The organism is Polynucleobacter sp. AP-Sving-400A-A2 (assembly GCF_018688155.1).
Taxonomy (GTDB): Bacteria; Pseudomonadota; Gammaproteobacteria; order Burkholderiales; family Burkholderiaceae; genus Polynucleobacter.
Map to the genome: position 1 here is coordinate 541,160 of NZ_CP061312.1, position 26,996 is coordinate 568,155.

Here is a 26,996-nt window from a genome sequence, read left to right on the forward strand (position 1 = left end):
CTTTAATTATTTTAAATGCTATGTCCCAAACCCCAATTTCTAGTCCTGCAGCCTCTAACTCTGGCACCCCTGAGCGCCTAGTAATAGCCTCCCGTGAGAGCCGTCTCGCTATGTGGCAGGCTGAACACCTCCGGGATTGCCTCAAAAAGCTCTATCCGGCATGCGATGTACAGATTCTGGGTATGACTACCAGAGGGGACCAAATTCTAGATAAAGCCCTCTCCAAAGTGGGTGGTAAGGGCTTATTTGTAAAAGAGCTCGAAACTGCCCTAGAAGATGGTCGGGCAGATCTAGCGGTGCATTCTCTAAAAGACGTTCCTATGGTCATGCCAGAGGGTTTTGATCTGTCCTGTGTGATGGTAAGGGAGGATGCCCATGATGCATTTGTCTCCAACGACTATGCCAGCCTGGAGGATTTGCCGAAAGGTGCGGTAGTGGGTACTTCTAGTTTGCGACGAGAGTCCGTTCTGAGATCCAGATTTCCGCATTTGGTGATCCAGCCCTTGAGGGGAAATTTAGATACCCGGATGGGCAAGCTCGATCGCGGCGAGTACCAAGCAATTATTTTGGCCGCTGCAGGTCTTAAGCGATTGGGTTTAGGAAGCCGTATTCGGGCTTTGCTACCTATTGATCCGTATACACCAGCTGCTGGACAAGGTGCACTTGGTATCGAAACCCTGATTAAGCACCCTAGAATAAAAGAGTGGCTCGCGCCTCTGAACGACTTGCCAACACTCTATGCAGTGACTGCCGAACGCATGGTGTCGCGTCAATTAGGCGGTTCTTGTGAAGTACCTTTGGCTGCATATGCTACTTGGGACAAAGATCATATGAATATCCGCTCCTTTGTTGCAAGCGTGGATGGCACTGCAAGCTGCTTGGCCAGCGCTCAAGGCACTGTCAAGAGTCTCGATGAAGCAGAGGCTTTAGGGCTCTCAGTAGCGCAAGATTTGATTGCTCAAGGTGCAGAGCGTTTGTTACCTAATGGTCTGCCTAAATAATAGTTTACAAGTAATAATCTATTAGACAGGTTGCGGATGAGCAATAAGACCATTGTCATTACTCGCCCCAGTGGACAGGCACGTCAATTATCAGAAGCGCTTCAGGTGAGCTTGCGTAATAGCGGCTTTACTTTCGAATCTATCCCCAAAATCATTTCTTTACCCTTACTGACTATTGCCCCAAAGGGCGATGATCTTTTGGTAGAACAGATTGCTACAGCCCTACAGACTGCAGACTTAGCCATCTTTGTTAGCCCGAATGCCATTGAATGCACGATGCGTTTATTGGAGTGCTCCTGGCAAGAGTTATCAAACAAGCCTGTGCCCATAGGAGTTATGGGTGGTAGCAGCATGGCAGCTCTGAAAAATCATGGCATTGGTCTGGAGAGTAAGCCCGCAAAAGTCATTCTTCCGCAGAATAATACGCAGTGGGATTCGGAGGGCTTGTGGACTGAGTTGCAGAGCCTGCACTGGGATTGGCCCACTAAAAAAGTAATCATCTTTAAAGGCGAGGGTGGGCGCGATTGGCTGGCCGACACTTTAAAAAATGCTGGCGCTCAAGTTGAAGCATTCTCAGTCTATGCCCGCGTTCCTTTAGATCTAAATAGTGCGACCTGGAATGAAATTCATGAAATAGAGCTTGCTAAATCACTTTGGCTTCTGACTTCATCGGAGGCGGTAAGGTATTTAGGTCAAGCGAAACTGCCACTTGATCTCGCTACGGCCATTTGCCCGCATCACAACATTGCCGATGCGGCTAAGCAAATCGGCTTTGGTGAGGTGTTTACTTGTGAGCCTGGAGACGAGGCTTTGATTGCCGCATCGCAAGCTTGGCTCTCTATTTAATTTGCAGGATAGTTGAGAAGGGCTGGCAGAAAAACTTCACTCACTAAGAGTGGGCGTCCTTTCAGTTGATATAGCGTACGTCTTGCCCAGCTGACCTGTGGTAGGCCTGAGTATTGCTGAAAACATTTTTTCCATAGAGCGCTCTGCTTATCAAGGCGAGCAATCTCTCGGGGTGGTTTCTTGTAAGAGCGCATGCGTGTTTTGGCAAATAGCACTGCACCCAATGGCTTCTTTCCTAAGCGCAGAACCTCATGATTACTGCCGCTTGAGCTAGCACTGGGGATGATGCTATGTGCCATCACCAGAGGAATGCCATTAGCGCAAAGTAGCACTTCTCTAATGCGACAACGCTTGATCTTGAAATGAAAATAGCGACTCTCGTCGCTATTCAGGTTTTGACGGCAATCACGCAAAACAACTACTTCTAGTTTTTGCCCGATTGCACGTTCAATTTTTTGGGTTAAAGAACCGGTATCGCTAAGCCAAGGCTGCCACTGGCGTGGCGCTTGATGCGATTCACCGGAATCGACTCGATTCCATGAAGAACGGAGGCGACGACGGTGAACCATTTTTAGTTGCCGCTAAAGCTTCTGCGTTGACCGCCAGTTTTGGGTTTACCAAAACGTGGACCAGCGGACGGACGTGAGTCACCCGAGCGATTGCCGCCAGCAGGACGTGAGTCACCAGAGCGCGCAGGGCGTGAATCAGCAAAACGATTAGCGCCAGCAGGGCGTGAATCACCCGATGGACGGGAGTCACCTGCAGGACGTGAATCGCTAGAGCGAGATTCAAAATGATTGCCTGAGCGATTACCGCCGCCGCCACCAGAGCGAGACTCTGAGCGAGCACCAGATCCATAACGACCACCACCGCCACCACCACCAGAGCGATTGCCACCACCAAAGCCACCGCCAGAACGACCACCACCTGGGCGACCGCCACCACCACCAAAGCTAGGCTTGGCTTGTGGCTCGAGGCCAGCAATGACTGAAGCAACAATGTCTTGCTGTGTAAAGCGTTCGATATTACGAATCTTGGCGCGATCACGATGTTCAACCAAAGTGATAGCAACACCATTGCGACCAGCGCGACCTGTACGACCGATGCGGTGCGTATAGTCTTCCGGTTTCATTGGCAAGCCAAAGTTAATTACATGGCTAATACGTGGCACATCAATACCGCGAGCTGCTACGTCAGTTGCAACCAAAATCTTGGTGTGACCTTTACGCAGTGACTCAAGACGACGCATACGTACAGCCTGAGGCATAGCACCATGCAAGGCGCTAGCTTCGTAGCCGTTAGCGCGTAAGGTGTCAGCAATTTTTTCACTTTCAATTTGAGTGCTTGCAAAAACTACCGCTTGATCCAAAGAGGCATCAGCCAAAATGTGCTCGAGCAATTTATGCTTGTGTGACATGCTGTCAGCCCAGTGCAACTTCTGTTCAATGTTTGCGTGCTTTTCGCCAGCATGAGCCAGCTCAATGCGCTTAGCGTTAGTAGTCAACTCATTAGCTAAAGACATAATCTTTGGCGCAAAAGTTGCGGAGAACATCAAAGTTTGGGTACGACTAGCGCAACGCTTGTCAATTGCCTCGAGGTCATCGGCAAATCCCATGTCGAGCATACGATCTGCTTCGTCAATGACAAGTTGCTTTACATCATCTAAGCGAATTGCTTTGCTGTCGGTCAGGTCAAGTAAACGACCAGGAGTTGCAACAACTAACAATGCACCTTTCAGTGCTTGGATTTGCTTGCCGTAAGGCATGCCACCCATGACGGTTGCAATACGAATGCCTTTCATGCCGCGAACTAAGTTCACTGCATCAGCGGCAACTTGTTGCGCTAATTCACGAGTAGGGCAGAGCACTAGTACTTTAGGTTGTGCGCGTCCTGGTACAGGTGAGCCGTTTGGATTGTCTTCAATGAGTTGATTAATCAAAGGCAATAAGAAGGCTGCGGTTTTACCGCTACCAGTTTGGCTGCTAACCAATAAGTCACCACCAGCAAGGGCGGCAGGAATAACCTGAGCTTGTACTTCGGTAGCTTGGGTGTATCCCAGTTCAGCAACGTTTTTAAGGAGTGGCGCCGCAAGGGCGAAAGTCTGGAATTCAGTTCCGGCGGGATTGGTTTCTTTAGAAAAAGTCATGCTATTACACATCCCGTTAATGGGATGTCTCCGTGTATACACTCTCTGTTTTTTATTGAGTGTGATGGTCAAAGGCATCGACCATCAGACAGGCGGCAGCGCGTTTTGTAAATTCGGTGTTTATGACTTCTAAACGATACGCTGAAATATAGCTGGGGGGCGATGAATCAAATTGCTTTAAAAAGCCTCTTATTATGGCATTTTAAGAAGCTTATTACAAGGGTTTTCCCGAATTTAATTATGATCAGGTGATGAACTGGTTTATTTCGCCCTCAAGCGTGGGCATTGTTGATTTCCCCACATACTTAGTTGGCGTCATTTTTACGATCTTATTTCCCGGCCCAAATTCTTTATATGTCTTGGCGATTGCTTCGGTTAAGGGGTGGCGTGCTGGCGCGTGGGCAACAGTAGGTATCTTTATTGGCGACGCTATCTTGATGATGGGGGTCGCTTTAGGCGCAGCAACTTTACTCAACTCATCGCCATCCACATTCAACTTCTTGCGTATGCTTGGTGCCGCTTATTTAGCGTATATGGGGTATGGCTTTATTCGGGGTGGCCTCGCACGATGGTATGGCACACAAGTACTGGTATCAGGAGATGGCCGGTCTGGTTATTTCAATACCCTTCATCCAGCAATAGCTGCACTGACTCTATCCTTAACTAATCCTAAGGCAATCTTTTTCTTCGTCTCATTCTTTACGCAGTTTATTCAAGCAGAGTATGCGTATCCAGTGCATGCCTTTTTGTACCTAGCTTTGGTATTGCAAATAGTGAGCATGACCTATTTGATAAGCCTCATTTGTGCTGGGCAATTTTTTCTCAGCTTTTTTAATCAGCATCGACATTACGCTGCAGCCCTCTGGTTTCTGGTGGGGACTCTGCTAATAGGCTTTGCTGGCAAGCTACTACTCTATTGATAAGTTTCGCTTGGCCATTATTTGAGCCATCGCAACAGGCGCTCAATACCTTTGCCGTAGGGTGGTCTTGCCAATTGAGTGCCGCGTAAAAAATGAAGACCAAAGAAGCCTCGCACCTCCAAAACAGATTTGCGATGGCTAAACAACTCAAAACCTGCTTTGCCGTGATAGGCGCCCATACCGCTTGCGCCGATGCCACCAAATGGGAGATCTTCTACGGCTGCATGTAGCAAAGTGTCATTGATCGTTACGCCGCCAGAGCGAGTTTCATTCAGAATGCGCTTCATTGCTTCTTTATTCTTGCCAAACCAATATAGGGCTAATGGCATTGGACGATGATTGATGTAGCGAATGGTGGAGTCGATATCGTGCATTGTCACGATTGGCAGAATGGGACCAAATACCTCTTCTTGCATGATGAGGGCATCCTCAGAAACATTGCGGAGAGCTACCGGGGTGAATGGCAATTCAATATTGTTAGCGGAGGGAATGAGTCGGATAACTTGTGCGCCGCGATCCACAGCATCTTGAACGAGTTGATGCCAACGTGCGAGTTGATGCTCGTCAATGGCGCTAGTGAATTCTGCTGGATTAGAGAATTGTTTTTGGGCTGCATTCTGTAACTCTTGAACAAATGCATCGCAATCGCTTGCGTGAACCACTACGTAGTCAGGTGCAATACAAGTCTGACCACTGTTCACTAGCTTGCCGTAAGCAATGCTAGCGGCAGCATCTTTAAGATTGGCTGAAGGGTCAACAATCGCCGGTGATTTTCCACCAAGCTCTAATGTAATTGGAGTCAGGTGATCTGCAGCTGCGCGCATAACCTTCTTACCAATGTTTCCTGAGCCAGTAAAAAAGAGGTGATCAAAGGGAAGCGCAGCAAAAGGCTCTGCAACTTCAGTGCCACCAACGCTGACGCAAAATTCGCTCGGGTGAAAATATTCTTGAATCAAGGTCGCCAAGAATCCAGAGGTACGTGAACTTCTTTCCGAAGGCTTGAGCCAGACACGGTTACCCGCTGCAAAGGCAGCAATGGCTGGGACAAGTGCTAGCTGCACTGGGTAGTTCCAAGGACTCATGATGCCCACGACTCCCATCGACTGCATTTGAGTCCAAGCTTGAGATGAGCCTAAAAATCCTGGTGTTGATACTAGCTGAGGCTTCATCCACTCTTTGAGGTGCTTGCGGACATGTTTGCAAGCCTGATAAATCATCTGAAACTCAAGTAAACGGCTCTCAATGGGGTTCCGATTGCCGAAATCCGCAGCCAAGACTTTGCAGATCTTGTCTTCATTGGCGGCAATCATCCGCTCAATACGTCCAATCCGCTCAAGGCGAACCTGTAGCGTGGGGTTGGGTTCTGAGGCATACGCTGCCTTGATTTCATCTAATTGGAGTGTGAAGCGATTGATCGACATAGGGTTATATGGAGGCAAGCAAACGATTGAATAAGGTATTAGGATAAAGCCATGAACGAAACTACTCACAAAAACAACTTATCCCTTGAACGCGCTACCTTGGGCGGCGGCTGCTTCTGGTGCCTGGAAGCCGTTTACCAGCAAATCTCCGGCGTGAGTGCCGTGATCTCAGGATATGCGGGAGGGGCGATGCTAAACCCAGACTATGAATCTATTTGCTCCGGCCAAACTGGACATGCTGAAATCGTCGACGTTTACTTTGATCCGGCTGTAGTGTCCTTTCGTGATTTATTGGAAATCTTCTTTGTTATCCATGATCCAACCACCTTGAATTACCAGGGCAATGACCGCGGTACTCAATACCGCTCAGTGATTTTTACTCACAGCGACACCCAAAATACAACTGCTCATGAAGTAGTGAAAGAGCTAGAGAGTGCAAAAATTTATTCCAATCCGGTGGTGACGCAAATTGATATAGCACCGGTTATTTATCCGGCTGAGGAGTATCACCAGAATTATTTTCGTCAGCATCCAGGGCAGGGCTACTGCATGGCAGTCGTTGCTCCTAAATTAGCGAAATTCCGAGCGAAGTTTCAATCTCTGATTGCGCCAGAGTTTCGCTAGATTTTAAGGCGCCAAACGAGTAATGCGCCATTGAGCACCATCAAGTTGATAGTGAATGCGGTCATGCAGGCGTGAAGGACGACCTTGCCAGAACTCAATCTCAGTAGGTTTTAGGCGGTATCCACCCCAATGTTCTGGGCGTGGTGGCTTATCTCCAAAGTCTGCTGCGAAACGCTTTTCAGCTTCCTCCAGAAATTCGCGATTGGGAATCTCGGAGCTTTGTGGTGAAGCCCAGGCGCCAATGCGAGATGCTGCTGGTCGAGAGTGAAAGTATTCATCGCTCTCGGCAGGGCTAACGCGTTCAACAAGCCCTTTGATGCGAACCTGACGCTCTAGCTCGTGCCAATGAAATAACAAGGCAGCGTGTGGGCGAGCAGTCAGCTCTTTACCTTTTTGGCTTTCGTAATTAGTAAAGAAGGTGAAGCCAGCACTATCTGCGCCTTTTAGTAAGACAATACGGGCTGATGGATTGCCGGCTGAATCCGCGGTTGCCAAAGTCATGGAGTTGGGTTCGGGACATTCCGCTTTGACAGCCTGATCAAACCAAACCTGAAATAAATCTAGTGGATTAGATGAAACCTCAGTCTCTGAAAGCTGGCCGAAGGTATAGTTTTTGCGGAGTTGAGCAATGGAGTCCATTTTTTCAGTATAAAGAGAGTCTATGGCAGAAGACAAGTTAGAAGACAGTTTGGGAGATCGTCGTTTTGGGGGTGTAGCTCGTCTATATGGCTCAGAGCTGCGTGAGCGCTTTCGTCATGCAACAGTGGTGGTGGCTGGGTTGGGCGGAGTGGGATCATGGGCGGCTGAAGCATTAGCTCGCACTGCTATCGGACATCTCGTCCTCATCGATTTTGATCACATCGCTGAAAGCAATACCAATCGACAACTGCATGCCTTAGAGGGCGAATATGGCAAGGCAAAAGTACAGGCTATGACTGATCGCATTCGCCAAATTAATCCTGAGATCATGTTGACTGCCCATGACGGGTTTTTGGAGCCAGAAAATCTAGATATCTTGATTCCGGAACAGGCAATTGTTTTAGATGCCACAGATTCAGTGCAAACCAAAATTGCTTTGGCCGTGTGGGCGAACAAAAATGAGCGTGCTTTAGTGATGTGTGGGGCTGCTGGCGGAAAGTCAGACCCGACTTCTGTGCGTTGCGATGATCTTTCTAGAACCGAACAAGATGCTTTGCTGGCAAAGGTGCGTCAAGGCCTCCGACAAGATCATGGCTTTTCTAGAAATTTAAAAAGAAAAATAGGTATTCGTGCAATTTACTCGCATGAGCCCCGCGCGGGCGCTGCTAGTGGTGGCCTTGCTTGCTCTGGATATGGTTCTACCGTGATGGTCACGGCAGCTTGTGGTTTAGCCGCTGCTGCTGAAGTTTTAAATCTGATTGCTACTCAGTAAGCCATTCTTTCAAATCCATCTATAAATCCTTAAGGGGAATCCCTGTAGGAAATTACGGATTCTGATGTCATCCCAAATTTATTAATATCTCATTGAGCCCTCGCTGATGTGAAATGTTCATTTATTGCGCATCACATTTATTCTTTTAAGTACTTTGTGCATTTTCATCCCCTAGTACAGATGCGCAGTCCTCCCTAGACTTTGCCTCGTTGGTGATTTACCAACGACAAATCGAAAGGAGGTCTCTTTTGCAGACTGAACAAACTGGTTTACAGCGCCACCTCAAAGTGCGGCATATTCGCCTCATGGCTCTGGGGTCCACTATTGGCGTTGGATTATTTCTAGGCTCGGCAAGTGCGATTCAAATCGCAGGACCTTCAATCTTATTGGGATATCTTCTAGCTGGCATCGTGGCCTTCATCGTGCTTCGCACCTTGGGTGAGATGGCGGTGCATGAACCAGTCGCTGGTTCATTTGCGGCTTATGCTAATACCTATGTGGGACCGCTTGCTGGCTATATGGTCGGGTGGGGCTACTGGACCTACTGGATCGTCGTTGGCATAGCTGAAGTCACTGCAGTTGGCATTTATATGGGGATTTGGTTTCCTGAGACACCGCAGTGGATTTGGGCTTTGTCTTCCATTGTGATGATGGGCCTGATTAATCTTATTGCTGTCAAAGTATTTGGTGAGTTTGAGTTTTGGTTTGCTCTCATCAAAGTAGTCGCCATTGTTGCCATGATTGCCTTGGGCTGTTCAGTCATTTTCTTTGGCTTTACTAATGACTGGAATCCGATTGGACTTGCTAACTTATGGCAACACGGCGGCTTTTTCCCTAATGGCATTAGTGGCATGCTGCTCTCTTTGCAGATGGTCCTATTTGCGTATGTTGGTATTGAGATGATTGGCTTATCTGCCGGTGAAGCAGAGAACCCACGCAAAACTATTCCGATGGCGATTGATTCATTGGTATGGCGCATCCTCATTTTCTACATGGGCGCAATTTTTGTCATCTTAGCGATCTTTCCTTGGAATGAGGTTGGTCAACAAGGCAGTCCATTCGTAGTAATGTTTGAGCGCATTGGTTTACGTGAAGCTGCCGGAATTATTAACTTTGTAGTCATCACTGCTGCCTTGTCATCTTGCAATGCTGGCATCTTTAGTGGCGGGCGACTCCTATACGCACTTTCAGCTAATGGATACGCACCTTCACCATTTGCCAAGTTATCGAGGTATGGCGTTCCACATCTTGCGGTAATGGCTACTGTAGCGGTTTGTATGACCGGCGTAGTGCTGAACTACTTTGTTCCAGATAAGGCATTCCAATACATCATGGCTGCAGTGACCTTTGTAGGTTTGATGGTGTGGATTGCAATTTTGATCACACAAATTCAGTTTCGTCGCTCACTGACCAAAGTCCAGGTTGCCGAGTTGGCATATCGCACACCTTGGTGGCCTTATTCCTCGTGGTTCGCATTGGCATTTATTGCCTTGGTAGTGGTGTTGATGGGCTTTCATGAGGATGCGCGGATTGCCTTGGTATTGGGTCCGTGCTTATTAGGCGTGTATCTCGCCATGTTCTACATCGTTGGCTTGCATCGCAAAACAAAACTGAGTCGTGAATTCAAATAAGGAGATATACATGATTGTTGGCGTACCTCAAGAAGTAAAAAATAATGAATTTCGTGTTGGCTTAACCCCGGGTAATGTGAGGGGCTTGTGCAAACAGGGACACTCTGTTTTAGTACAGCGTGGGGCAGGTGAGCAGATTGGTTTGAGCGATGAGTCCTATCGCTTGGCTGGCGCCACTTTAATCAATAGTGCTGCTGAAGTTTTTACTAAGGCGGAGATGATCGTGAAGGTCAAGGAGCCTCAGCCTCAAGAATGTGCCATGTTGCGTGAAGATCAACTTCTCTTTACCTATTTACATTTAGCGCCGGATCCACAGCAGACCAAAGCATTACTCGCATCGGGTGCCAGTTGTATTGCCTATGAAACAGTCACTTCATTTAATGGCGCTTTACCACTTTTGGCTCCGATGAGTGAGGTTGCGGGGAGGATGTCTATACAAGCGGCTGCTTCGCATCTAGAAAAGACAAATGGAGGGTTAGGAATCTTGATGGCAGGTGTCCCCGGTGTAGCGCCCGCAAAGGTAGTCATATTGGGCGCGGGAGTAGTAGGTCGTAATGCCCTACAGATGGCTGTTGGTATGGGTGCAGATGTGTGTATCTTCGATCGCAATATCGACTGTTTAAGGCAGATTGACATGCTATATGGCAATCGCGTGAGAACCTTTTACGCTGATTCACTTTTGGTGGAGCTTGAGGTTTGTGAAGCAGACGTGGTGATTGGTGCTGTGTTATTGCCTGGTGCCGCAGCACCAAAGCTAGTAACACGCGAGATGGTGCGGAAAATGAAAGCGGGTGCAGTAGTAGTGGATGTAGCAATTGACCAAGGTGGTTGTTTTGAGACATCAAAAGCTACTACACATACTGATCCTACCTTTATCGTAGATGGTGTGCTGCACTACTGTGTTGCAAATATGCCTGGTGCAGTCGCCAGAACCTCTACTTTTGCTTTGACAAATGCAACTTATCCATTCATTGAAGCCTTGGCCAATCGAGGTATGGTGAAGGCGCTGTCACATGATCATCATCTGCGAAATGGTTTGAGTATTCACCGGGGTAAGCTCACATCCGAACCCGTTGCTAAGGCGCAGAAAGTCGACTTTGTGCCGGCAGAAGAATTATTAGTGGCCTAGTGGTTTCAGTACAGTCTTAAAGATTGAATGTCTTGGGAGTCGAGGCTCCCAAGCTTTCCTCTATCATCCTCAGAATGGACTTATCTGCATTAGCACTTTCTACCGGTGTAGTCGCCCTAGCTGAGATGGGTGATAAAACCCAATTACTTTCTTTGATGTTGGCTGCGCGCTATCCAAAGCAGGCGCTCGCCATTATTGGCGGGATATTCATCGCGACGATTGCCAATCACGCTTGTGCAGCTTTACTAGGACATTGGCTCACCACTTTTATCAGTACAGATCTTCTCAAGTGGATCTTGGGTTTGAGCTTTTTAGGAATAGGCCTGTGGCTCTTGGTGCCCGATCATATTGATGATGTAGGCGGATCCAAGGTAACGGATAGAGCCTTTCAGGTGTTCATGCTGACGGTTGGACTCTTTTTCTTGGCTGAGATGGGGGATAAGACCCAAATCGCTACGATTGCCTTGGGTGCTAAATACTCTGATGTCTTTGCAGTAACGGTTGGTACTACTTTAGGGATGATGCTGGCGAATGCCCCAGCAGTTTGGATTGGGCAAAAATTCACTCAACGTATGCCCATTAAGTGGGTGCATGCGGTAGCGGCTGTCACCTTTATCGCTATTGGTGTTGCCACCCTGATTTGGGCTTAGGTCGAATTTCCCTATGGGGCTTAAAATTGAGCTATGAAAACCGATCTTCCACAGAGCTTTCGCAGGCTCGAATACCGCGCTCCCAATTACACCTTTTCACAGGTTGAACTAGACATTGCTTTAGATCCGGCTAGGACAATTGTGAAGAGTCGCCTAGAGGTTCTACCTTGTCTTGGTCATGAGGCTGGCATGCCTTTAGTGTTGCAGGGCCATGAACTCGAGTTTGTGAGCTTACGCATTAATGGTGTAGCCCATCGTCAATTTGAACTAAGCCTAGAAACGCTCACTGTTCATGCTTTACCGAATGAAGGTAAGCAGGCTTTTATTGTTGAGATTATCTGCGTCTGTGTGCCTGAGAAAAATACCTCACTCATGGGTTTGTATGTTTCCAACGGGAATTTCTTTACCCAGTGCGAAGCCGAGGGGTTCAGAAAGATTACGTACTTCCTCGATAGACCTGATGTGATGGCGCGTTATCGCGTGACTCTGCGTGCTCGTGAGGCGGAGTGCCCAGTGTTGTTATCAAATGGCAATCTGATTAGTACTGAAAAATTACCGAATGGTTGGCACAGCGCCGTTTGGGAGGACCCGTTTCCAAAGCCGTCTTACTTATTTGCCTTGGTCGCCGGCAAGTTGGAATGTATTGAAGAGACGATCACTACTGGCAGTGGTGCAAAAAAGTTATTACAGATTTGGGTTGAGCCGCATGATTTGAAAAAGACCCGTCATGCGATGGATTCTTTGATTGCCTCAATTCATTGGGATGAGAAACGCTATGGTCTTGAGTTAGATCTCGAGCGCTTCATGATTGTGGCAGTGGGTGACTTCAATATGGGCGCGATGGAGAACAAGGGCCTGAATGTTTTCAATACTAAATATGTCCTGGCTCAAGCAGAGACTGCAACCGATGCCGACTTTGCCAATATTGAAAGCGTTGTAGCCCATGAGTATTTCCACAACTGGACTGGTAATCGCGTTACTTGCCGCGATTGGTTTCAGCTTTCTCTTAAAGAAGGTTTGACTGTATTCCGCGATCAGGAGTTTTCTGCAGATCAGATGGGTAGTGAGTCCGGCAGGGCAGTAAAGCGAATTGAAGATGTGCGTTTGTTGCGCCAACTACAGTTCCCTGAGGATGCAGGTCCGATGGCCCATCCAATTCGTCCAGATGAATATCAAGAGATCAATAATTTTTACACCGTGACGGTGTATGAGAAGGGCGCTGAAGTTGTTCGTATGTATCAAACTCTATTGGGTGTTGACGGTTTCCGTAAAGGCATGGATCTGTACTTCCATCGTCATGATGGCCAAGCGGTGACTTGCGATGATTTCTTGGCTGCTATGGCTGATGCCAATGACCGCGATCTTTCTCAATTTAAGAACTGGTACAGCCAGGCTGGCACTCCTCAGGTCAAGGTAGAGGAATTCTATGATGCAGATAAAAAGCAATATCAAGTGACTCTGACGCAAAGCCCTTCAGCAAATGCAGTGCATAAAGATAGCAAGCTTTTCCACATTCCACTGAAGATGCGTTTACTAACATCTGAAAATGACCAGGTTGAAACTTTGTTGGAGTTGACTCAAGATCAGCAAACTTGGACTTTTGATCAGGTGATGAGTCGCCCAGTGTTATCCATCAATCGCAATTTCTCAGCCCCAATTAATTTAAATTTTGATCAAAGCGAGCTTGATTTGCTCACTATGTTCTCGAGTGATGATGATGCCTTTAATCGTTGGGAAGCTGGTCAGAAACTGGCAATGCAAATGATTCTGGGTAATCGTTTGCCTGATAAAACTCTGATTGAGGCTTATCGCACTTTATTAACTGATCCAGACTTGGATCCTGCATTCAAAGAGTTGGCGCTGACTTTACCTGCCGAGACTTATTTGTATGAGCAGTGCGTGAGCGTTGATCCACAACAAATTTATCACGCACGTCGTGCTTTCCGTCATGCCCTCGCTAGTGAGTTGCGCATCGAGTGGGCTGCCCTCTATCAGCAGATGCAAACACCAGGACCATTTAATCCTGATGCAATAAGTGCTGGTAAACGCGGATTAAAGAATCTGGCATTAAGTATGTTGCTCGAAGCGGATCCTCTGATCTGGGCGCCAATGGCGGTTAATCAATATCAGAATGCCGACAACATGACTGACCGATATGCCGCTCTAGCGGGCTTAGTAATTCATGGATCAAAATCAGCAGCAGCTTGTTTAGAGGATTTTTATACTCGGTTTGCTGACGATGCTTTAGTGATTGATAAATGGTTTGCATTGCAATCGAGTAGACCCCCAGTCGTAAACGCTGAATCTACCTTGAATGAAGTCAAGCGCTTGCGTGAGCATGAAGCCTTCAAAATGAATAACCCCAACCGAGTTCGCAGCGTCATTCATGCCTTTTGTATGAACAACCCCGCTAGCTTTCATCAGGCGGACGGCAGTGGATATGCATTTTGGGCCGAATCCGTTCTGGCCTTGAACCCAATCAATCCTCAAGTTGCCGCTCGTTTAGCAAGGGGATTGGATCGCTGGCGTCAGTTTGCCCCGATTTATCAGGAGCAGATGCTGTCAGCCCTAAAGCAGGTTGCGGCTTGCGAAACCCTCTCTCCGGATGTGAAAGAGGTGGTTTCTAAGGCTTTGGGCGATTAAAGGGTAGCTATCTACGGTTAATATCTTCCATATTTGGAGTTTTTCCTCCTAGCTCTGCCAGACTTTGATTCGCGTGGGCTCTGATATAAAAAGTAAATACTTCCTCAACAAAATCAGCCTGTTGGAGGTCTTGATATGAGTATTTCAGGGCCTCCTCATATAACAACTCATTGATATCAACAATCATTTTGCGTAATCCCCTCTTTATCTGATGGAAATAAATTTACTAGCACCCCTAAATTATGCTGCCCAGCTGGGAACAGGGCAAAATAGACCTCATGTGAAAAATGTCGTTTAGACAGCATCTATGGAGAAATTCCTTTTGAGCGCTTCAAGTACTTTTAATACCAATTTCAAGCAATACCTGACATCTACCAAGGTGAAGGGTGAAGACATCCCTGCGGGTCTTCAGGAGCTTTTAGAAGCTGTTGCAGATACTTGCTCAAGCTTGAGTCATGAGGTCGCACAAGGTGCCTTAATTGGCTTATTAGGCTCTGCTGGTACCGGCAATGTCCAAGGTGAAGTTCAGCAAAAGCTGGATGTGATTGCTAATGACTTATTAATTGACGGCGTACAAGGGTGTAAATCCTTGGCTGGCCTAGCCTCTGAAGAGATGGAGTTACCGCTTCCAGTTCAGGGCACTGGAGACTACTTGCTATTGTTTGATCCATTGGATGGTTCATCTAACATCGATGTGAATGTATCCATCGGCACGATTTTTTCTGTACTTAAGAAGCAAGATCCTCTAGCGCCATTACAAACTTCGGATTTCTTATTATCAGGTCGGCATCAGGTGGCTGCAGGTTATGTTGTCTACGGCCCGCAAACAACCATGGCATTAACGTTGGGCGATGGCGTAGTGATGTTTACGCTTAATAAGGTGACCGGTGAATTTGTATTAATTAAGCACGCAGTAGAGATTTCGCATTCCACTAAAGAGTTCGCCATCAATATGTCAAATATGCGTCACTGGGCTGAGCCTGTTCGTCGCTATGTAGATGAGTGCTTAGCAGGTGTGAGTGGCGAACGCGATAAAGATTTTAATATGCGCTGGATTGCGTCTATGGTTGCCGACGTTCACCGCGTCTTATCGCGTGGCGGCATCTTTATGTACCCATGGGATCAACGCGAACCTCATAAGCCAGGTAAGCTGCGCCTGATGTATGAAGCGAACCCTATGAGCTTTTTAGTGGAGCAGGCTGGTGGCGCATCAACTAATGGCGATCAATTAATCATGGATATGGTTCCCACGGAATTACATGAGCGTGTCTCTGTGATGTTGGGGTCTAAAGAAGAGATTGAGCGCTTGCAACATTACCATTCTCAGGCGTAAGTATTCGCTACTATCTGAACTACTAAGATCTAACAAAAAAGCCCAATCACTGATTGGGCTTTTTACTTCAGATGATTGTCTGAAAAAGTGAATTCAACGATTATGGTCGCACCTGCTCTTTGAGATAAGCCAGCGACTCTTCGACCTGGTCAATGAGTATCAGACAGATATCACCGGCAGATAAATCGTTGAGGGCAGTATCAATAGCAAGAAATTCACCGGTAATTTCTTTGACTTGTTTGGCTTTCTTGGTGCCCACTAAACCTTCTTGAAGAAGCTTGAGTACTTCACCATCTTCGCGGCCACGCTGACATTGATCTTGATACAGGATGACATTATCAAAGCTATTGCCAAGAATACGGGTCAGATCACGAATGTCCTCATCGCGACGATCGCCGGCACCGCTAATGACTACGTGACTCTTCTGAGGTTTCATGGCCTCAATTGCGCTAGCTAAAGCGCGCATGGCATCTGGATTGTGGCCATAGTCGGCAATGACGGTAGCGCCTTTGTGCTGGAATTGATTGAAGCGTCCAGGCACTGCGTTGGCAGAGCTTTCAAAGGAGTGGAGGCCACGCGCAATCTTTTCAGCATCCAAGCCTAGTGCCCAGGCCGCACCAATAGAGGCCATGGCATTTTCAATTTGGAATCCTAAAACACCATTCTGGGTTAAGGGAATTTCGCTGACTGGGAAGCGGAAGAGTACGCGAGCTCCTTTGGAGCAAACGATAAAGGCACCATCAAAGTAAATCACTTTTTTGTTTTTAGCTCGATGGGCAGCAATCACAGGGTGGTGTTGATTTTGCGCAAAGAAAATCACTCGCCCCGTGCAAACATCCCCCATCTTAACGACTATGGGATCCGTGGCATTGAGGACTGCAGCGCCAGACGGCGCCACATTTTGGACAACTACTCGTTTTAAGATAGCCAAGTCTTCAACGCTCGTGATGTAGTTAAGACCAAGATGATCCCCTTCACCAATATTGGTAACAACAGCAACTTCACAGCGGTCAAAACCTAAGCCCTCGCGCAGCATGCCGCCACGGGCTGTCTCTAAGACAGCAGCATCTACATCAGGATGCATGAGAACGTTACGAGCACTCTTAGGCCCGCTACAGTCTCCAGAATCAATTAGGCGATGGTTGATATATACCCCATCAGTAGTCGTCATACCAACACGTAAGCCAGTCTCATTGAGTAAATGAGAAATAAGGCGAACAGTAGTTGTTTTGCCATTGGTTCCAGTGACTGCCACAACTGGAATTCTGCCATCCTCGCCAAGCGGGTACATTGTGTTGATGATGTCTTCGCCTACAGGACGGCTCTTGCCGTAGGAAGGCTTGAGATGCATACGTAGGCCAGGAGCAGCATTGACTTCAACGATACCGCCGCCTTGACTCTCTAAAGGCTTATAAATTGCCTCGCACAAAATGTCGACACCAGCGATGTCTAATCCAATCATTTGCGCAGCAGCGATAGCGCTGGCTGCAACATCAGGATGGACGTCATCAGTCACATCGGTAGCCGTACCACCAGTGCTGAGATTGGCGTTATTGCGCAAGAGAACGCGTTCGCCAGTGTTGGGTATATGTTGCGGGCTGAGACCGTTACTAGCTAAATGTGCAAGAGCAATGTCATCAAAGCGAATCTTGGTTAATGCGGTTGCGTGACCATCGCCGCGCAATGGATTTTTATTTTCCAGCTCAACCAGTTCAGCGACGCTATGCTTGCCATCTCCTACTACTTGTGCAGGCTCGCGCCGCGCCGCGGCGGATAAGCGATTACCTACCACGAGCAAGCGATAGTCCGCGCCAGGTAAGTAGCGTTCGACTATGGTTTCCCGGCCAAAAGCCTGGGTGACTACAAAGCCAGTACGCACTTCTGCTTCCGTTTGAATATTGGCAACGACACCTTTACCTTGATTGCCATCCTTGGGCTTGAGCACAATAGGGCCACCAATTTTTTGGGCGGCACGCCATGCATCATCTGCGGTAGTGACTACTTCACCAGTTGGAACGGATACTCCTGCAGCCGCTAGAAGATTTTTAGTGAGCTCTTTATCTTGTGCAATCGCCTCGGCTATCGCACTAGTGTCGCTAGTCTCAGCAGCTTGGATACGTTTTTGTTTGCTACCCCAGCCAAACTGCACCATGCTGCCCTCAGTCATACGGCGATAGGGGATGTTTCTTTGTACTGCAGCATCAACAATGGAGCCAGTACTCGGTCCTAGGCGCACATCTTCATACAGGGCTTCTAGCTCTGATAGAGCGGCCGCTAAATCAAATGGCACATCATTGAGCGTTGCCTGAATTAAGGCAAAGGCAAAGTCAAAAGCCATACGCCCGACAACTTCTTCGGTGTACTCTACGACGACTTGATATACACCTACGTCAATAGTTTGTACCGAGCGGCTAAAAGTGACTGGACAACCTGCTTGTGATTGAAGACCTAAAGCAGCATGTTCTAGCGCGTGTGCTAGGGAGAGAGTTTCATTTTGCCCACCGCGACGCATACTGCCTAATTGCGGAAAGCGCTCACGAATCTTGATTTCAAATTCGGGAATCAGATCAATTGAACGTTCTGATTCCTCGCAAGACACAATAGCCTCTAAAGCGGTATGGCGGCTCCATAAATTTGGGCCACGCAACATGCGAATACGGGTGATATCCAATTAAGCCCCTACTGGAATGCTCGCGTCAGAAACAAAAGTTTCAGCACCAGCTTCGATAACGTTGAAAGGAATATCTAAGGCCCAAGCTGCAGCAATTGCGGCGCCAAGATTTAATGGTTTCCATGGCTCACTGGCGCTAGGCTCAGAGTTATGCGGGACTGGAATACTCTTCTGATCCTGCTCAGCAGACTTTAGAGTAATTTGTTGATTACCGATCATCACGACACGACCACCATTTTTAAGGTGCTCTTGTGCAATAGGGGATGTCGAGTCTTGGGTAAAGAAAATAACTTCGCCGTCACAGAGTTCCGCCATGCTGGCTACCATGGGATCATCTGCATTAAGAACAGCCACTCCCGTCGGTAGCACTACATCTACTTGAGTTCTGACGATACTGAACACTTGGTCTTCATCGTAGATAGCGTATTGGGGAAAGTTAGCTTTTGGATCTACGTTTAATACAACACCTACTTGGCAGCGGTCGTAAGCTAATCCCTCTATCAGCATAGATAGATTGTTATTTTCAATCACGGCCGCCTCAACTGCACGATTCAGTAAAGTACGGCGGGCATTTTCCCAGTTAGCAGCATTGCTCTTTTGAATTGAGCGATGACCAAAAAATAAACCCTTGCTGCAAGAAAGACCGACATATAAATTCGTGAGTCGCAAGAAGTGGGCAATCATTTCAGCTACAGGGGTTTTGCCGCGAGCACCACAAACTCCCACTACAGGGATACGGAAATCAGCTCCCGGCGGGAAGAGGTGGTTGGCGATCTCTTTGCCGACCGGTTGAGGTTTGCCACTGGCAGGTTTTAAGTGCATCAATAAGCCAGGCCCAGCATTGACTTCAACAATGGCTGCATTCTGCTCATGTAGTGGTTTGCTAATATCCTGCGCAACCAGATCGACGCCAGCAATTTCCAATCCCACTACGCGCGCAGCGAGAGCAACTTGACTGGCTACATCTGGATGAACTAAGTCGGTGACATCAAAGGCGACATTGCCATTGCTTTGAATCAGTACTTTTTGATCCAAAGCCGGAACACTGGTGCCGCTTAAATTTTGGCGCACAAGTTCTAACTCCACTGCAGAGTCAATGCGCACTGGGTTGAGTGGGCATTCTTCAGTTCTGCCGCGACGTGGATCGGAGTTAATCTGAATTTGAATTAACTCAAGAACAGAATGCTGGTTATCACCAGTAACCCAAATAGTCTCACCTTTGGCGGCTGCAACTACTTTGTTGCCAACTACTAGCAGACGATGCTCATCACCCAGAATGTGTCGCTCTACTAAAACTTCGCTACCTTCATCGATTGCAACAGCATAGGCCGCTTCAATTTCTTGTTGGGTGAAAAGGTTGATAAATACACCACGCCCGTGATTGCCGTCGATTGGTTTGACTACGACTGGTAAACCGATATCTTGAGCCGCTTCCCATGCATCATCAGGACTGGTAACGGTGCGACCCTCAGGGGTCGGAACTCCGGCGCTAGCAAGAAGGCTCTTCGTGAGATCTTTATCTCGAGAAATCGTTTCAGCGATAGCGCTCGTTTGATCGGTTTCTGCTGTCCAGATACGACGCTGCTTAGCGCCATAACCAAGTTGTACTAAATTACCCTCAGAGAGTCGGATAGAGGGGATGCCCCGCTCTTCGGCTGCATTAACGATACAGGCGGTGCTGGGGCCAAGTAATAGATCATCTCCGAGCTCACGTAGCTCTTCAAGAATGCTGGCAACTAGTGCGACAGGATCTTTGGTGTCCTGCGCTAGAGCAAGATATAAATCGCGAGCGTATTTGAGTGCAGTGAGTGTTACTTCTTCATTGATTGCGCTCACCATGACTTTGTAAACACCGCGACGATCACCGTCACGGGCTTTACCAAAGCCGCCGGGGATGCCGGCTAAATTTTGTAATTCCAGGGTAAGGTGCTCAAGGATGTGAGCAGGCCAAGTGCCTTCCTCAACTCTTTTGAGAAATCCGCCAGCTTCACCATAGCTGCAGCGATGCTCTTGAAGGCTGGGAAGCGCCCGAACAAGTCGGTCATAAAACCCAGGGATGAGATTGGAAGGGAAATCTTCTAATTCACCAATATCGAGCCAAACTTCAATAACGGGATGGTAAGTCCACATGTTGGGGCCGCGAAGATGCTTGACACTCAAGATCTCAATGGTTTTATCTAGTAATTGGGGCATGTGTGGAGTGGGGGATTTCAGCGCCAACATAGAAAAAGGTGGCGGAGATGTCTCAGACTGTCTCTCTGGTTCTAGTAATTATTCAAAATCCACAAAATTAGCAAAAATGCATAAAAAAGCCTGCTTCGCCAATTTAACGGCTTTCTACCCACTAAAGTTGACAGTATTACTAAATCTTAAAAATCTAGCTCCACTATACTTTTAAGACTAATGAAGCCAGAAATTTCCCCATCCGCTCCCCCGTTGCCAGGTCATTGGGCTAGCGTTTTAGAAGCTCCCGAATTCCCAGTAAAAGACCTCAACTCCATACTGGCATGGGTTGAGCTTGATCTCGACGGTGAAATGCGCTTTGAGAAAAGCCTACTTTGTTTGATTCCTGGGGGTCTATTTTGGAGTGACGGCACTCATTCAGAATTCTGGCCTGCTAGCTCTGGAGCTCATCTTTTGCATGGTGATCACGCCGGAGTAGGGCATCTTAAACTGGAATCTGAGACTAGCCTGCTACGACTCTGGTACTTCACGCTGGCTGTCAACCCTCAGGTATTGCGCCTACAGAGTAGTTTTAGGCAATTAATCAGGGGTGATCAGCTTAGTCAGGATCCCGAGGCTTCTGAATACGATAAACAAGTTTGCCCGGTATGTTTAAGTCCCAAGCCTGCTAACTCAGACGCTTGTCCAACTTGCGATCCAGAGGAAGATGCCCCTCCATCGACTTGGACTTTATTTAAGTTGTGGCGCTTTGCACGCCCCTATAAAAAAGAGCTTTTGTTAGGCTTTGTTCTGACCTTACTGTCAACCGGTGCCACACTGATTCCCCCTTACTTGACGATGCCTTTAATGGACCATGTATTGATTCCGTATGAAAAAGGCAATCCGATTGATTTTGATTTAGCTAGCAAATACCTCGTCGCTTTATTTGCTGCAGCAATTGTTGCTTGGGGCCTTGGTTGGTGGAAAACCTACTTGCTCGCATTGGTGAGTGAGCGCATCGGCGCAGATCTGCGCAATACGACTTTTGAGCATTTGCTCAAATTGTCCTTAGAGTATTTCGGTGGCAAAAGAACTGGCGACTTGATTGCACGTATTGGCGCTGAGACAGATCGTATCTGCGTATTCTTATCTTTGTACGCTTTGGATTTCATAACCGATGTCATCATGATTACGATGACGGCAGCAATCTTGGTGTCGATCGATCCTTTGCTTGCACTGGTTACTTTGGCGCCATTGCCATTTATTGTGTGGATGATTCATGTAGTGCGCGACAAGTTGCGATTTGGTTTTGAAAAGATTGATCGCGTTTGGTCTGAAGTAACCAATATCTTGACTGACACGATTCCAGGGATTCGGGTAGTCAAAGCCTTTGCCCAAGAGGACCGTGAACTCAAGCGCTTTGTTGATTCCAATAAACACAATTTGCAAATTAATGATCGCGTCAATCGCGTCTGGGGATTATTTTCCCCAACAGTAACGCTGTTAACAGAAACCGGCCTCCTCGTAGTGTGGGGATTTGGTATTTGGCAGGTTGCGCATCAAAAGGTCACTGTTGGTGTGTTAATTGCCTTCTTGGCCTACATTGGGCGCTTCTACATTCGACTCGATTCAATGAGTCGCATTGTTTCGCATACGCAAAAAGCTGCGGCTGGGGCTAAGCGTATTTTTGATATTTTGGATCACGTATCGAGTGTTCCTGAGCCCATCAACCCAGCGCCTTTGGGTGCAGTGAAGGGCCACATCTCCCTGCGGGGCGTGGGTTTCCGCTACGGCAACCGTGCGGTTACTAAAGGAATCGATCTAGATATTGCCCCTGGAGAGATGATTGGTTTAGTGGGTCATAGCGGCTCTGGCAAGAGCACTTTGGTGAACTTGATTTGCCGCTTCTATGATGTGAGTGCTGGTTCGATTAGCTTAGATGGACGCGACATTCGTAGTATCAGAATTGCTGACTATCGCAAGCGTATTGGTTTAGTTTTGCAAGAGCCATTTTTATTCTTTGGCACGATTGCAGAGAATATTGCTTACGGAAAGCCAGACGCTACTCGCGAGGAAGTTATTGAAGCGGCGCGCGCTGCACATGCGCATGAATTTATTCTTCGCTTACCACTGGGTTATGACTCATTAGTAGGTGAGCGTGGTCAATCCCTTTCTGGTGGTGAGCGTCAGCGTATTTCTATCGCGCGTGCGCTATTGATTAATCCCAGCATTCTGATTTTGGATGAAGCCACATCATCCGTAGACACCACCACTGAAAAAGAAATTCAGCGCGCTTTAGATAACTTGGTTAAGGGCCGCACTACGATTGCGATTGCCCATCGCCTCTCTACTTTAAGAAAAGCAGACCGCTTGGTCGTGCTTGATAAAGGTGAGATCGTAGAGATTGGGTCGCATGATGAGTTGATGGATGCGCAGGGCGCTTACTACGCCTTGTATCAAGCTCAATTACGCCACGCTGCAGAGCTAGTTGAAGGCGCTGCTATTGGTGAAAGCATTGACGAGATTGAGCGCAAAGAAGAAGGCTTACAAGTCATTACCAAAGCAACTGGGGGCGGTTTATGAGCCAGCATCAACAGTCGCACACATTAGAACGCGATGCGCTTGGTCGATTGGTATTCATCGATGCAGCTGGAACTCACCATGTTGGCGTTTATCCAGTCAGGGCATTCCCGATTACCGCGCCAGGCGACGGAATCTCGATCATGGATCAGTCGGGCAAAGAGTTGTGCTGGTTTGACGGTATCACCACAATTCCTAAAGGCGAGTTAGCGCTGATTGAAGAAGAACTGGCCACTCGCGAGTTCATGCCTATGATTGAAAAAATCACCAAGGTATCTACTTTTGCAACCCCAAGTATTTGGGATATCGAAACTGATCGTGGCCTCACCAGGATTCGTCTCAAAGGCGAGGAAGATATTCGCCGCATAGCTGGTAATACACTTCTGATTGCCGACTCCAATGGGCTACAATTTTTGATTAAAGATTCCACTCAGCTAGACAAGGTTAGTAAGAAGCTTTTGGATCGATTCCGTTAGGAGTTAACCCCTGCAAAATTCGTACTAGGGTAAGCACTAGGTAACTAGTGTTATCCCTAACCATCCATTTAATAATTGTTGATAAGAGTCAAGTGCACTCTCCTCAGATTAGGTAAAAATCTTGACATAACAAATAAAAGCCAAAGTAATATTGGTATTCAAATTTTTTTTGGAGGAGCGTTCATGAAGATGAAGTTAAAAGGGGCATTGATTTCCACCGCATTAGCCCTCGGTGTTACAAGTGTTTCACCTGCGTTCGCTGCATGGGAGCCGACTAAGCCAGTTGAGTTCATCATTCCTGCAGGCCCTGGCGGTGGTGCTGACCAAATGGCCCGCATGATCCAAGGCATTATTACCAAAAATAACCTGATGAAGCAGGCTGTAATTCCTGTGAACAAGGGTGCTGGTGCTGGAGCTGAAGGATTCTTAGCGATGAAAGAAGCTAAGGGAGATCCAAATAAAATCGTGATTACTCTCTCGAACTTGTTTACAACTCCATTAGCAACTGGCGTGCCATTTAATTGGCAGGACATTACTCCTGTAGCGATGTTGGCCCTTGACCAATTTGTTTTATGGGATAACGCTGACAAGCCTTACAAAACAGCCAAAGAATATATTGATGCCGCTAAAGCAGCTGGCCCAGGTAAATTCAAGATGGGTGGCACTGGCTCTAAGCAAGAAGATCAGATCATTACTGTTGCACTTGAAAAAGCAACTGGTGCTAAGTTCACCTACATCCCATTCAAAGGGGGTGGCGACGTTGCTGTTCAGCTCGTAGGTAATCACATTGATTCATCAGTGAACAACCCTATTGAAGCAGTAGCGCAATGGCGTGCTAACAAGTTGCGTGCATTGTGTGTATTTGATGACACACGCATGCCTTACAAAGAAAAAGTTACCGACACTATGTCATGGTATGACGTACCTACCTGTAACGAGGCAGGTGTAAAAACTGACTACGTGATGCTGCGCGGTATTTTCATGGCTCCAGGCGTAACTCAAGAGCAAGTTGATTTTTATATCGATTTGTTCAAAAAAGTACGCGCCACACCAGAGTGGAAAAAGTTTATGGCTGATGGCGCATTCAATCAGACATTTATGACTGGTAAAGAGTTTAGAAATTGGCTTACATTAAATGAAGCTTTGCATAAGCAGTTAATGGTTGAGGCTGGTTTCTTGGCTAAGTAATTTTCGAGAAACTAAATAGGACCCCGCTAGTAAGGGGTCCTATTTCTTAAGTACTTCTGTTTATTAAATTTATTAAAAAAGTATAAAAATGTCTGAACATAAAAATAATACAAATCAAGACTCAGTGATTGGTGTGAGAATGATGGATATCGTTACCTCTATCGCATTCCTGGCTCTAGGCCTGACTGTAATGATTGGTAGTCTAAAGCTGGGTGCTAGCTGGGGGGTCGATGGTCCAGAGGCTGGTTACTTCCCTTTCTACATCAGCTTGATCATCATGATCTCTAGTGCAATTACTTTGTATCAAGTTGCAGTTGTGAATAAGAATAAGAAAACAGAATCGTTTGTTGACAGAGAGCCTTCTAGGCAGGTGATGGCAGTGTTGTTGCCAGCGATTGTGTTTGTTCTAGGTGTGCAGTTGATTGGTATTTATGTTGCTTCAGCCATCTACATCGCCATCTTCATGGTTTGGTTGGGAAAATACCCAATCTGGAAAGCGGTTGCTGTATCTGTTGGAGTGAGTGCTGCCCTCTACCTCATGTTCGAATACTGGTTCCAAGTTCCATTGCCACATGGCTCATGGTTCAATCCGCTTGAGTTCATTGGCGTGCAATAAAAAACAATAATTATTAAAAAAGATTAGAAAAGAAGGAGTCCAAGTTGGAAGAAATTAACGCTCTATTCAGCGGCTTTGCCGTTGCAATGACGCCCTTTAACTTACTGCTGATGCTTGTTGGCGTAACACTCGGCGTGATTATTGGCGTATTGCCTGGTTTAGGTGGCGCCAACGGAATTGCGATTCTGTTGCCATTGACTTTCACAATGCCGCCAACTTCCGCAATCATCATGCTGTCCTGTATCTACTGGGGTGCATTGTTTGGCGGTGCAATTACATCTGTGCTCTTTAATATCCCGGGTGAGCCTTGGTCTGTTGCAACTACCTTTGACGGTTATCCAATGGCACGTAATGGAAAAGCTGGCGAGGCATTAACTGCAGCGTTCACATCTTCATTCGTTGGCGCTTTCTTCGCAATTGTGATGATTACTTTCTTGGCACCATTGGTGGCGAAGTTTGCGCTCCAATTCGGTCCACCAGAGTTTTTCTCGGTTTACCTCCTGACCTTCTGTAGTTTTGTCGGTATGAACAAGGGTTCACCATTTAAAACTATCTCCGCCATGATGTTGGGCTTTGCCTTGGCTACCGTTGGTATGGATACCGTTACAGGTCAGTTGCGCCTAACTTTTGGTAACCCAGAGTTGATGCGTGGATTTGACTTCTTGATCGCTGTGATCGGCTTGTTTGGTATTGGCGAGATTCTTCTTTCAATGGAAGAGGGCTTGGCCTTCCAAGGTGCAGCAGCGAAGATTCGCGGTAAGGTTGTTTGGGAAACTTGGAAGCAGTTGCCAAAATATTGGGCCACTTCATTACGTAGTTGCTTAATTGGTTGCTGGATGGGTATTACTCCAGGTGGGGCAACTCCTGCATCTTTCATGGCTTACGGTGTTGCAAAACGCGTATCTAAAGAAGGTGACAAGTTTGGTACCGGAAAAATGGAAGGTATTGTTGCTCCAGAGACTGCAGCCCATGCTGCAGGTACGGCCGCCTTGTTACCAATGTTGTCGTTAGGGATCCCAGGATCACCAACAGCTGCTGTATTGCTCGGCGGCCTATTGATTTGGGGTCTACAACCTGGTCCATTGCTTTTCGTTGAGAAGCCAGACTTTGTTTGGGGCTTGATTGCTAGTATGTACTTGGGTAACTTAGCGGGCTTGTTTGTTGTATTAACTTGCGTTCCATTATTTGCCTCTATTTTGAGAATTCCATTCTCAATCATTGCGCCAGTCATTATTGTGATTTGTGCGGTGGGTGCGTACACCGTTCACAATGCCATGTTTGATGTCTGGTTGATGATGGGCTTCGGCATTGTGGGTTATGTATTCAAAAAACTTGACTACCCAATGGCGCCAATGGTTTTAGCTCTGGTATTGGGCGACCGCGCAGAAGACTCCTTCCGCCAATCCATGTTGTTCTCACAGGGAAGCTTAGATATTTTCTTCTCTAACTACTTGGTAGGCGCAATTACTTCTCTCGCACTATTGCTGCTATTCTGGCCATTAATTGGTAAGTTTATTGGTAAGAAAAAGGTAGCTGCAGCGTAAGCT

General features: G+C 47.2%; 20 protein-coding genes and 1 pseudogene. 15 read left to right on the forward strand and 6 right to left on the reverse strand.

Features of this window, described 5'->3' with window-relative positions:
- Positions 1-20 precede the first annotated feature (20 nt).
- The gene (hemC, locus tag C2758_RS02890; protein ID WP_215329506.1) at positions 21-1,001 is read left to right on the forward strand and encodes a hydroxymethylbilane synthase; all 981 of its coding nucleotides are present in this window, start codon (positions 21-23) and stop codon (positions 999-1,001) included.
- A 36-nt stretch (positions 1,002-1,037) separates the two neighbouring features.
- Positions 1,038-1,847, forward strand: a complete 810-nt coding sequence (locus C2758_RS02895; protein ID WP_215329507.1) for a uroporphyrinogen-III synthase — start codon at positions 1,038-1,040, stop codon at positions 1,845-1,847.
- Here the strand turns inward: C2758_RS02895 and C2758_RS02900 are convergent.
- Together C2758_RS02900 and C2758_RS02905 are read right to left on the reverse strand one after the other, a co-directional pair.
- The gene (locus tag C2758_RS02900) at positions 1,844-2,416 is read right to left on the reverse strand and encodes a chorismate lyase (protein ID WP_215329508.1); all 573 of its coding nucleotides are present in this window, start codon (positions 2,414-2,416) and stop codon (positions 1,844-1,846) included. The genes C2758_RS02895 and C2758_RS02900 overlap by 4 nt on opposite strands.
- Positions 2,417-2,418: 2 nt before the next feature.
- Complete coding sequence (locus C2758_RS02905; protein ID WP_215329509.1) at positions 2,419-3,993, reverse strand: DEAD/DEAH box helicase; 1,575 nt, start codon at positions 3,991-3,993, stop codon at positions 2,419-2,421.
- Positions 3,994-4,244: 251 nt separating this feature from the next.
- Between C2758_RS02905 and leuE the strand changes: the two genes are divergently transcribed.
- Positions 4,245-4,913: a leucine efflux protein LeuE gene (gene leuE, locus C2758_RS02910; RefSeq protein WP_215329510.1), complete on the forward strand. Its 669-nt coding sequence runs from the start codon at positions 4,245-4,247 to the stop codon at positions 4,911-4,913.
- A 17-nt stretch (positions 4,914-4,930) separates the two neighbouring features.
- On the opposite strand, the gene C2758_RS02915 is transcribed toward leuE, so the two are convergent.
- Positions 4,931-6,403, reverse strand: coding sequence for a coniferyl aldehyde dehydrogenase (locus C2758_RS02915; RefSeq protein ID WP_251369244.1), 1,473 nt, complete (start codon positions 6,401-6,403; stop codon positions 4,931-4,933).
- On the opposite strand from C2758_RS02915, the gene msrA reads away from it, so the two are divergent.
- A complete protein-coding gene (msrA, locus tag C2758_RS02920; protein ID WP_215329511.1) occupies positions 6,386-6,958 on the forward strand; it encodes a peptide-methionine (S)-S-oxide reductase MsrA in 573 nt (190 codons plus the stop codon). The genes C2758_RS02915 and msrA overlap by 18 nt on opposite strands.
- A 3-nt stretch (positions 6,959-6,961) precedes the next feature.
- On the opposite strand, the gene pdxH is transcribed toward msrA, so the two are convergent.
- Positions 6,962-7,597 carry a pyridoxamine 5'-phosphate oxidase gene (pdxH, locus tag C2758_RS02925; RefSeq protein WP_215329512.1) on the reverse strand — a complete coding sequence of 212 codons (636 nt, stop codon included), beginning with the start codon at positions 7,595-7,597 and terminating at the stop codon, positions 6,962-6,964.
- A gap of 22 nt (positions 7,598-7,619) precedes the next feature.
- Here pdxH and C2758_RS02930 point away from each other — a divergent pair, with 22 nt between their 5' ends.
- The 6 genes from C2758_RS02930 (at position 7,620) to C2758_RS02955 (ending at position 15,755) form a co-directional block, all read left to right on the forward strand.
- Positions 7,620-8,369: a ThiF family adenylyltransferase gene (locus C2758_RS02930; RefSeq protein ID WP_215329513.1), complete on the forward strand. Its 750-nt coding sequence runs from the start codon at positions 7,620-7,622 to the stop codon at positions 8,367-8,369.
- 305 nt (positions 8,370-8,674) lie between these two features.
- On the forward strand, positions 8,675-10,000 hold the full coding sequence (locus C2758_RS02935) for an amino acid permease (protein ID WP_305849076.1): 1,326 nt from the start codon (positions 8,675-8,677) through the stop codon (positions 9,998-10,000).
- 10 nt (positions 10,001-10,010) lie between these two features.
- Entirely contained in the window at positions 10,011-11,129 is a 1,119-nt protein-coding gene (ald, locus tag C2758_RS02940; RefSeq protein ID WP_215329515.1) for an alanine dehydrogenase, read from the forward strand.
- A gap of 74 nt (positions 11,130-11,203) precedes the next feature.
- Positions 11,204-11,779 (forward strand): TMEM165/GDT1 family protein, encoded by a 576-nt coding sequence (locus tag C2758_RS02945; protein WP_215330047.1) that lies wholly within the window; start codon positions 11,204-11,206, stop codon positions 11,777-11,779.
- Between the two features lie 33 nt (positions 11,780-11,812).
- On the forward strand, positions 11,813-14,422 hold the full coding sequence (pepN, locus tag C2758_RS02950) for an aminopeptidase N (protein WP_215329516.1): 2,610 nt from the start codon (positions 11,813-11,815) through the stop codon (positions 14,420-14,422).
- Positions 14,423-14,744: 322 nt separating this feature from the next.
- On the forward strand, positions 14,745-15,755 hold the full coding sequence (locus C2758_RS02955; protein ID WP_371817708.1) for a class 1 fructose-bisphosphatase: 1,011 nt from the start codon (positions 14,745-14,747) through the stop codon (positions 15,753-15,755).
- A 100-nt stretch (positions 15,756-15,855) separates the two neighbouring features.
- On the opposite strand, the gene cphA (C2758_RS02960) is transcribed toward C2758_RS02955, so the two are convergent.
- The gene (gene cphA / locus C2758_RS02960) at positions 15,856-18,426 is read right to left on the reverse strand and encodes a cyanophycin synthetase (RefSeq protein ID WP_215329518.1); all 2,571 of its coding nucleotides are present in this window, start codon (positions 18,424-18,426) and stop codon (positions 15,856-15,858) included.
- Positions 18,427-18,450: 24 nt separating this feature from the next.
- Positions 18,451-20,619: pseudogene (gene cphA / locus C2758_RS02965) on the reverse strand (cyanophycin synthetase); the annotation flags it as partial.
- A gap of 210 nt (positions 20,620-20,829) precedes the next feature.
- Here cphA (C2758_RS02965) and C2758_RS02970 point away from each other — a divergent pair.
- From C2758_RS02970 to C2758_RS02990, 5 genes are all read left to right on the forward strand, one after another.
- Positions 20,830-23,172 carry an ABC transporter ATP-binding protein gene (locus C2758_RS02970; protein WP_215329520.1) on the forward strand — a complete coding sequence of 781 codons (2,343 nt, stop codon included), beginning with the start codon at positions 20,830-20,832 and terminating at the stop codon, positions 23,170-23,172.
- Positions 23,169-23,645: a DUF1854 domain-containing protein gene (locus tag C2758_RS02975; protein ID WP_215329521.1), complete on the forward strand. Its 477-nt coding sequence runs from the start codon at positions 23,169-23,171 to the stop codon at positions 23,643-23,645. The genes C2758_RS02970 and C2758_RS02975 overlap by 4 nt, the downstream gene beginning before the upstream one ends.
- 189 nt (positions 23,646-23,834) lie before the next feature.
- Positions 23,835-24,833, forward strand: a complete 999-nt coding sequence (locus C2758_RS02980; RefSeq protein WP_215330049.1) for a tripartite tricarboxylate transporter substrate binding protein — start codon at positions 23,835-23,837, stop codon at positions 24,831-24,833.
- An 88-nt stretch (positions 24,834-24,921) separates the two neighbouring features.
- Positions 24,922-25,449 carry a tripartite tricarboxylate transporter TctB family protein gene (locus tag C2758_RS02985; protein WP_215329522.1) on the forward strand — a complete coding sequence of 176 codons (528 nt, stop codon included), beginning with the start codon at positions 24,922-24,924 and terminating at the stop codon, positions 25,447-25,449.
- Positions 25,450-25,493: 44 nt separating this feature from the next.
- Positions 25,494-26,993: a tripartite tricarboxylate transporter permease gene (locus tag C2758_RS02990; RefSeq protein ID WP_215329523.1), complete on the forward strand. Its 1,500-nt coding sequence runs from the start codon at positions 25,494-25,496 to the stop codon at positions 26,991-26,993.
- Positions 26,994-26,996 lie beyond the last annotated feature (3 nt).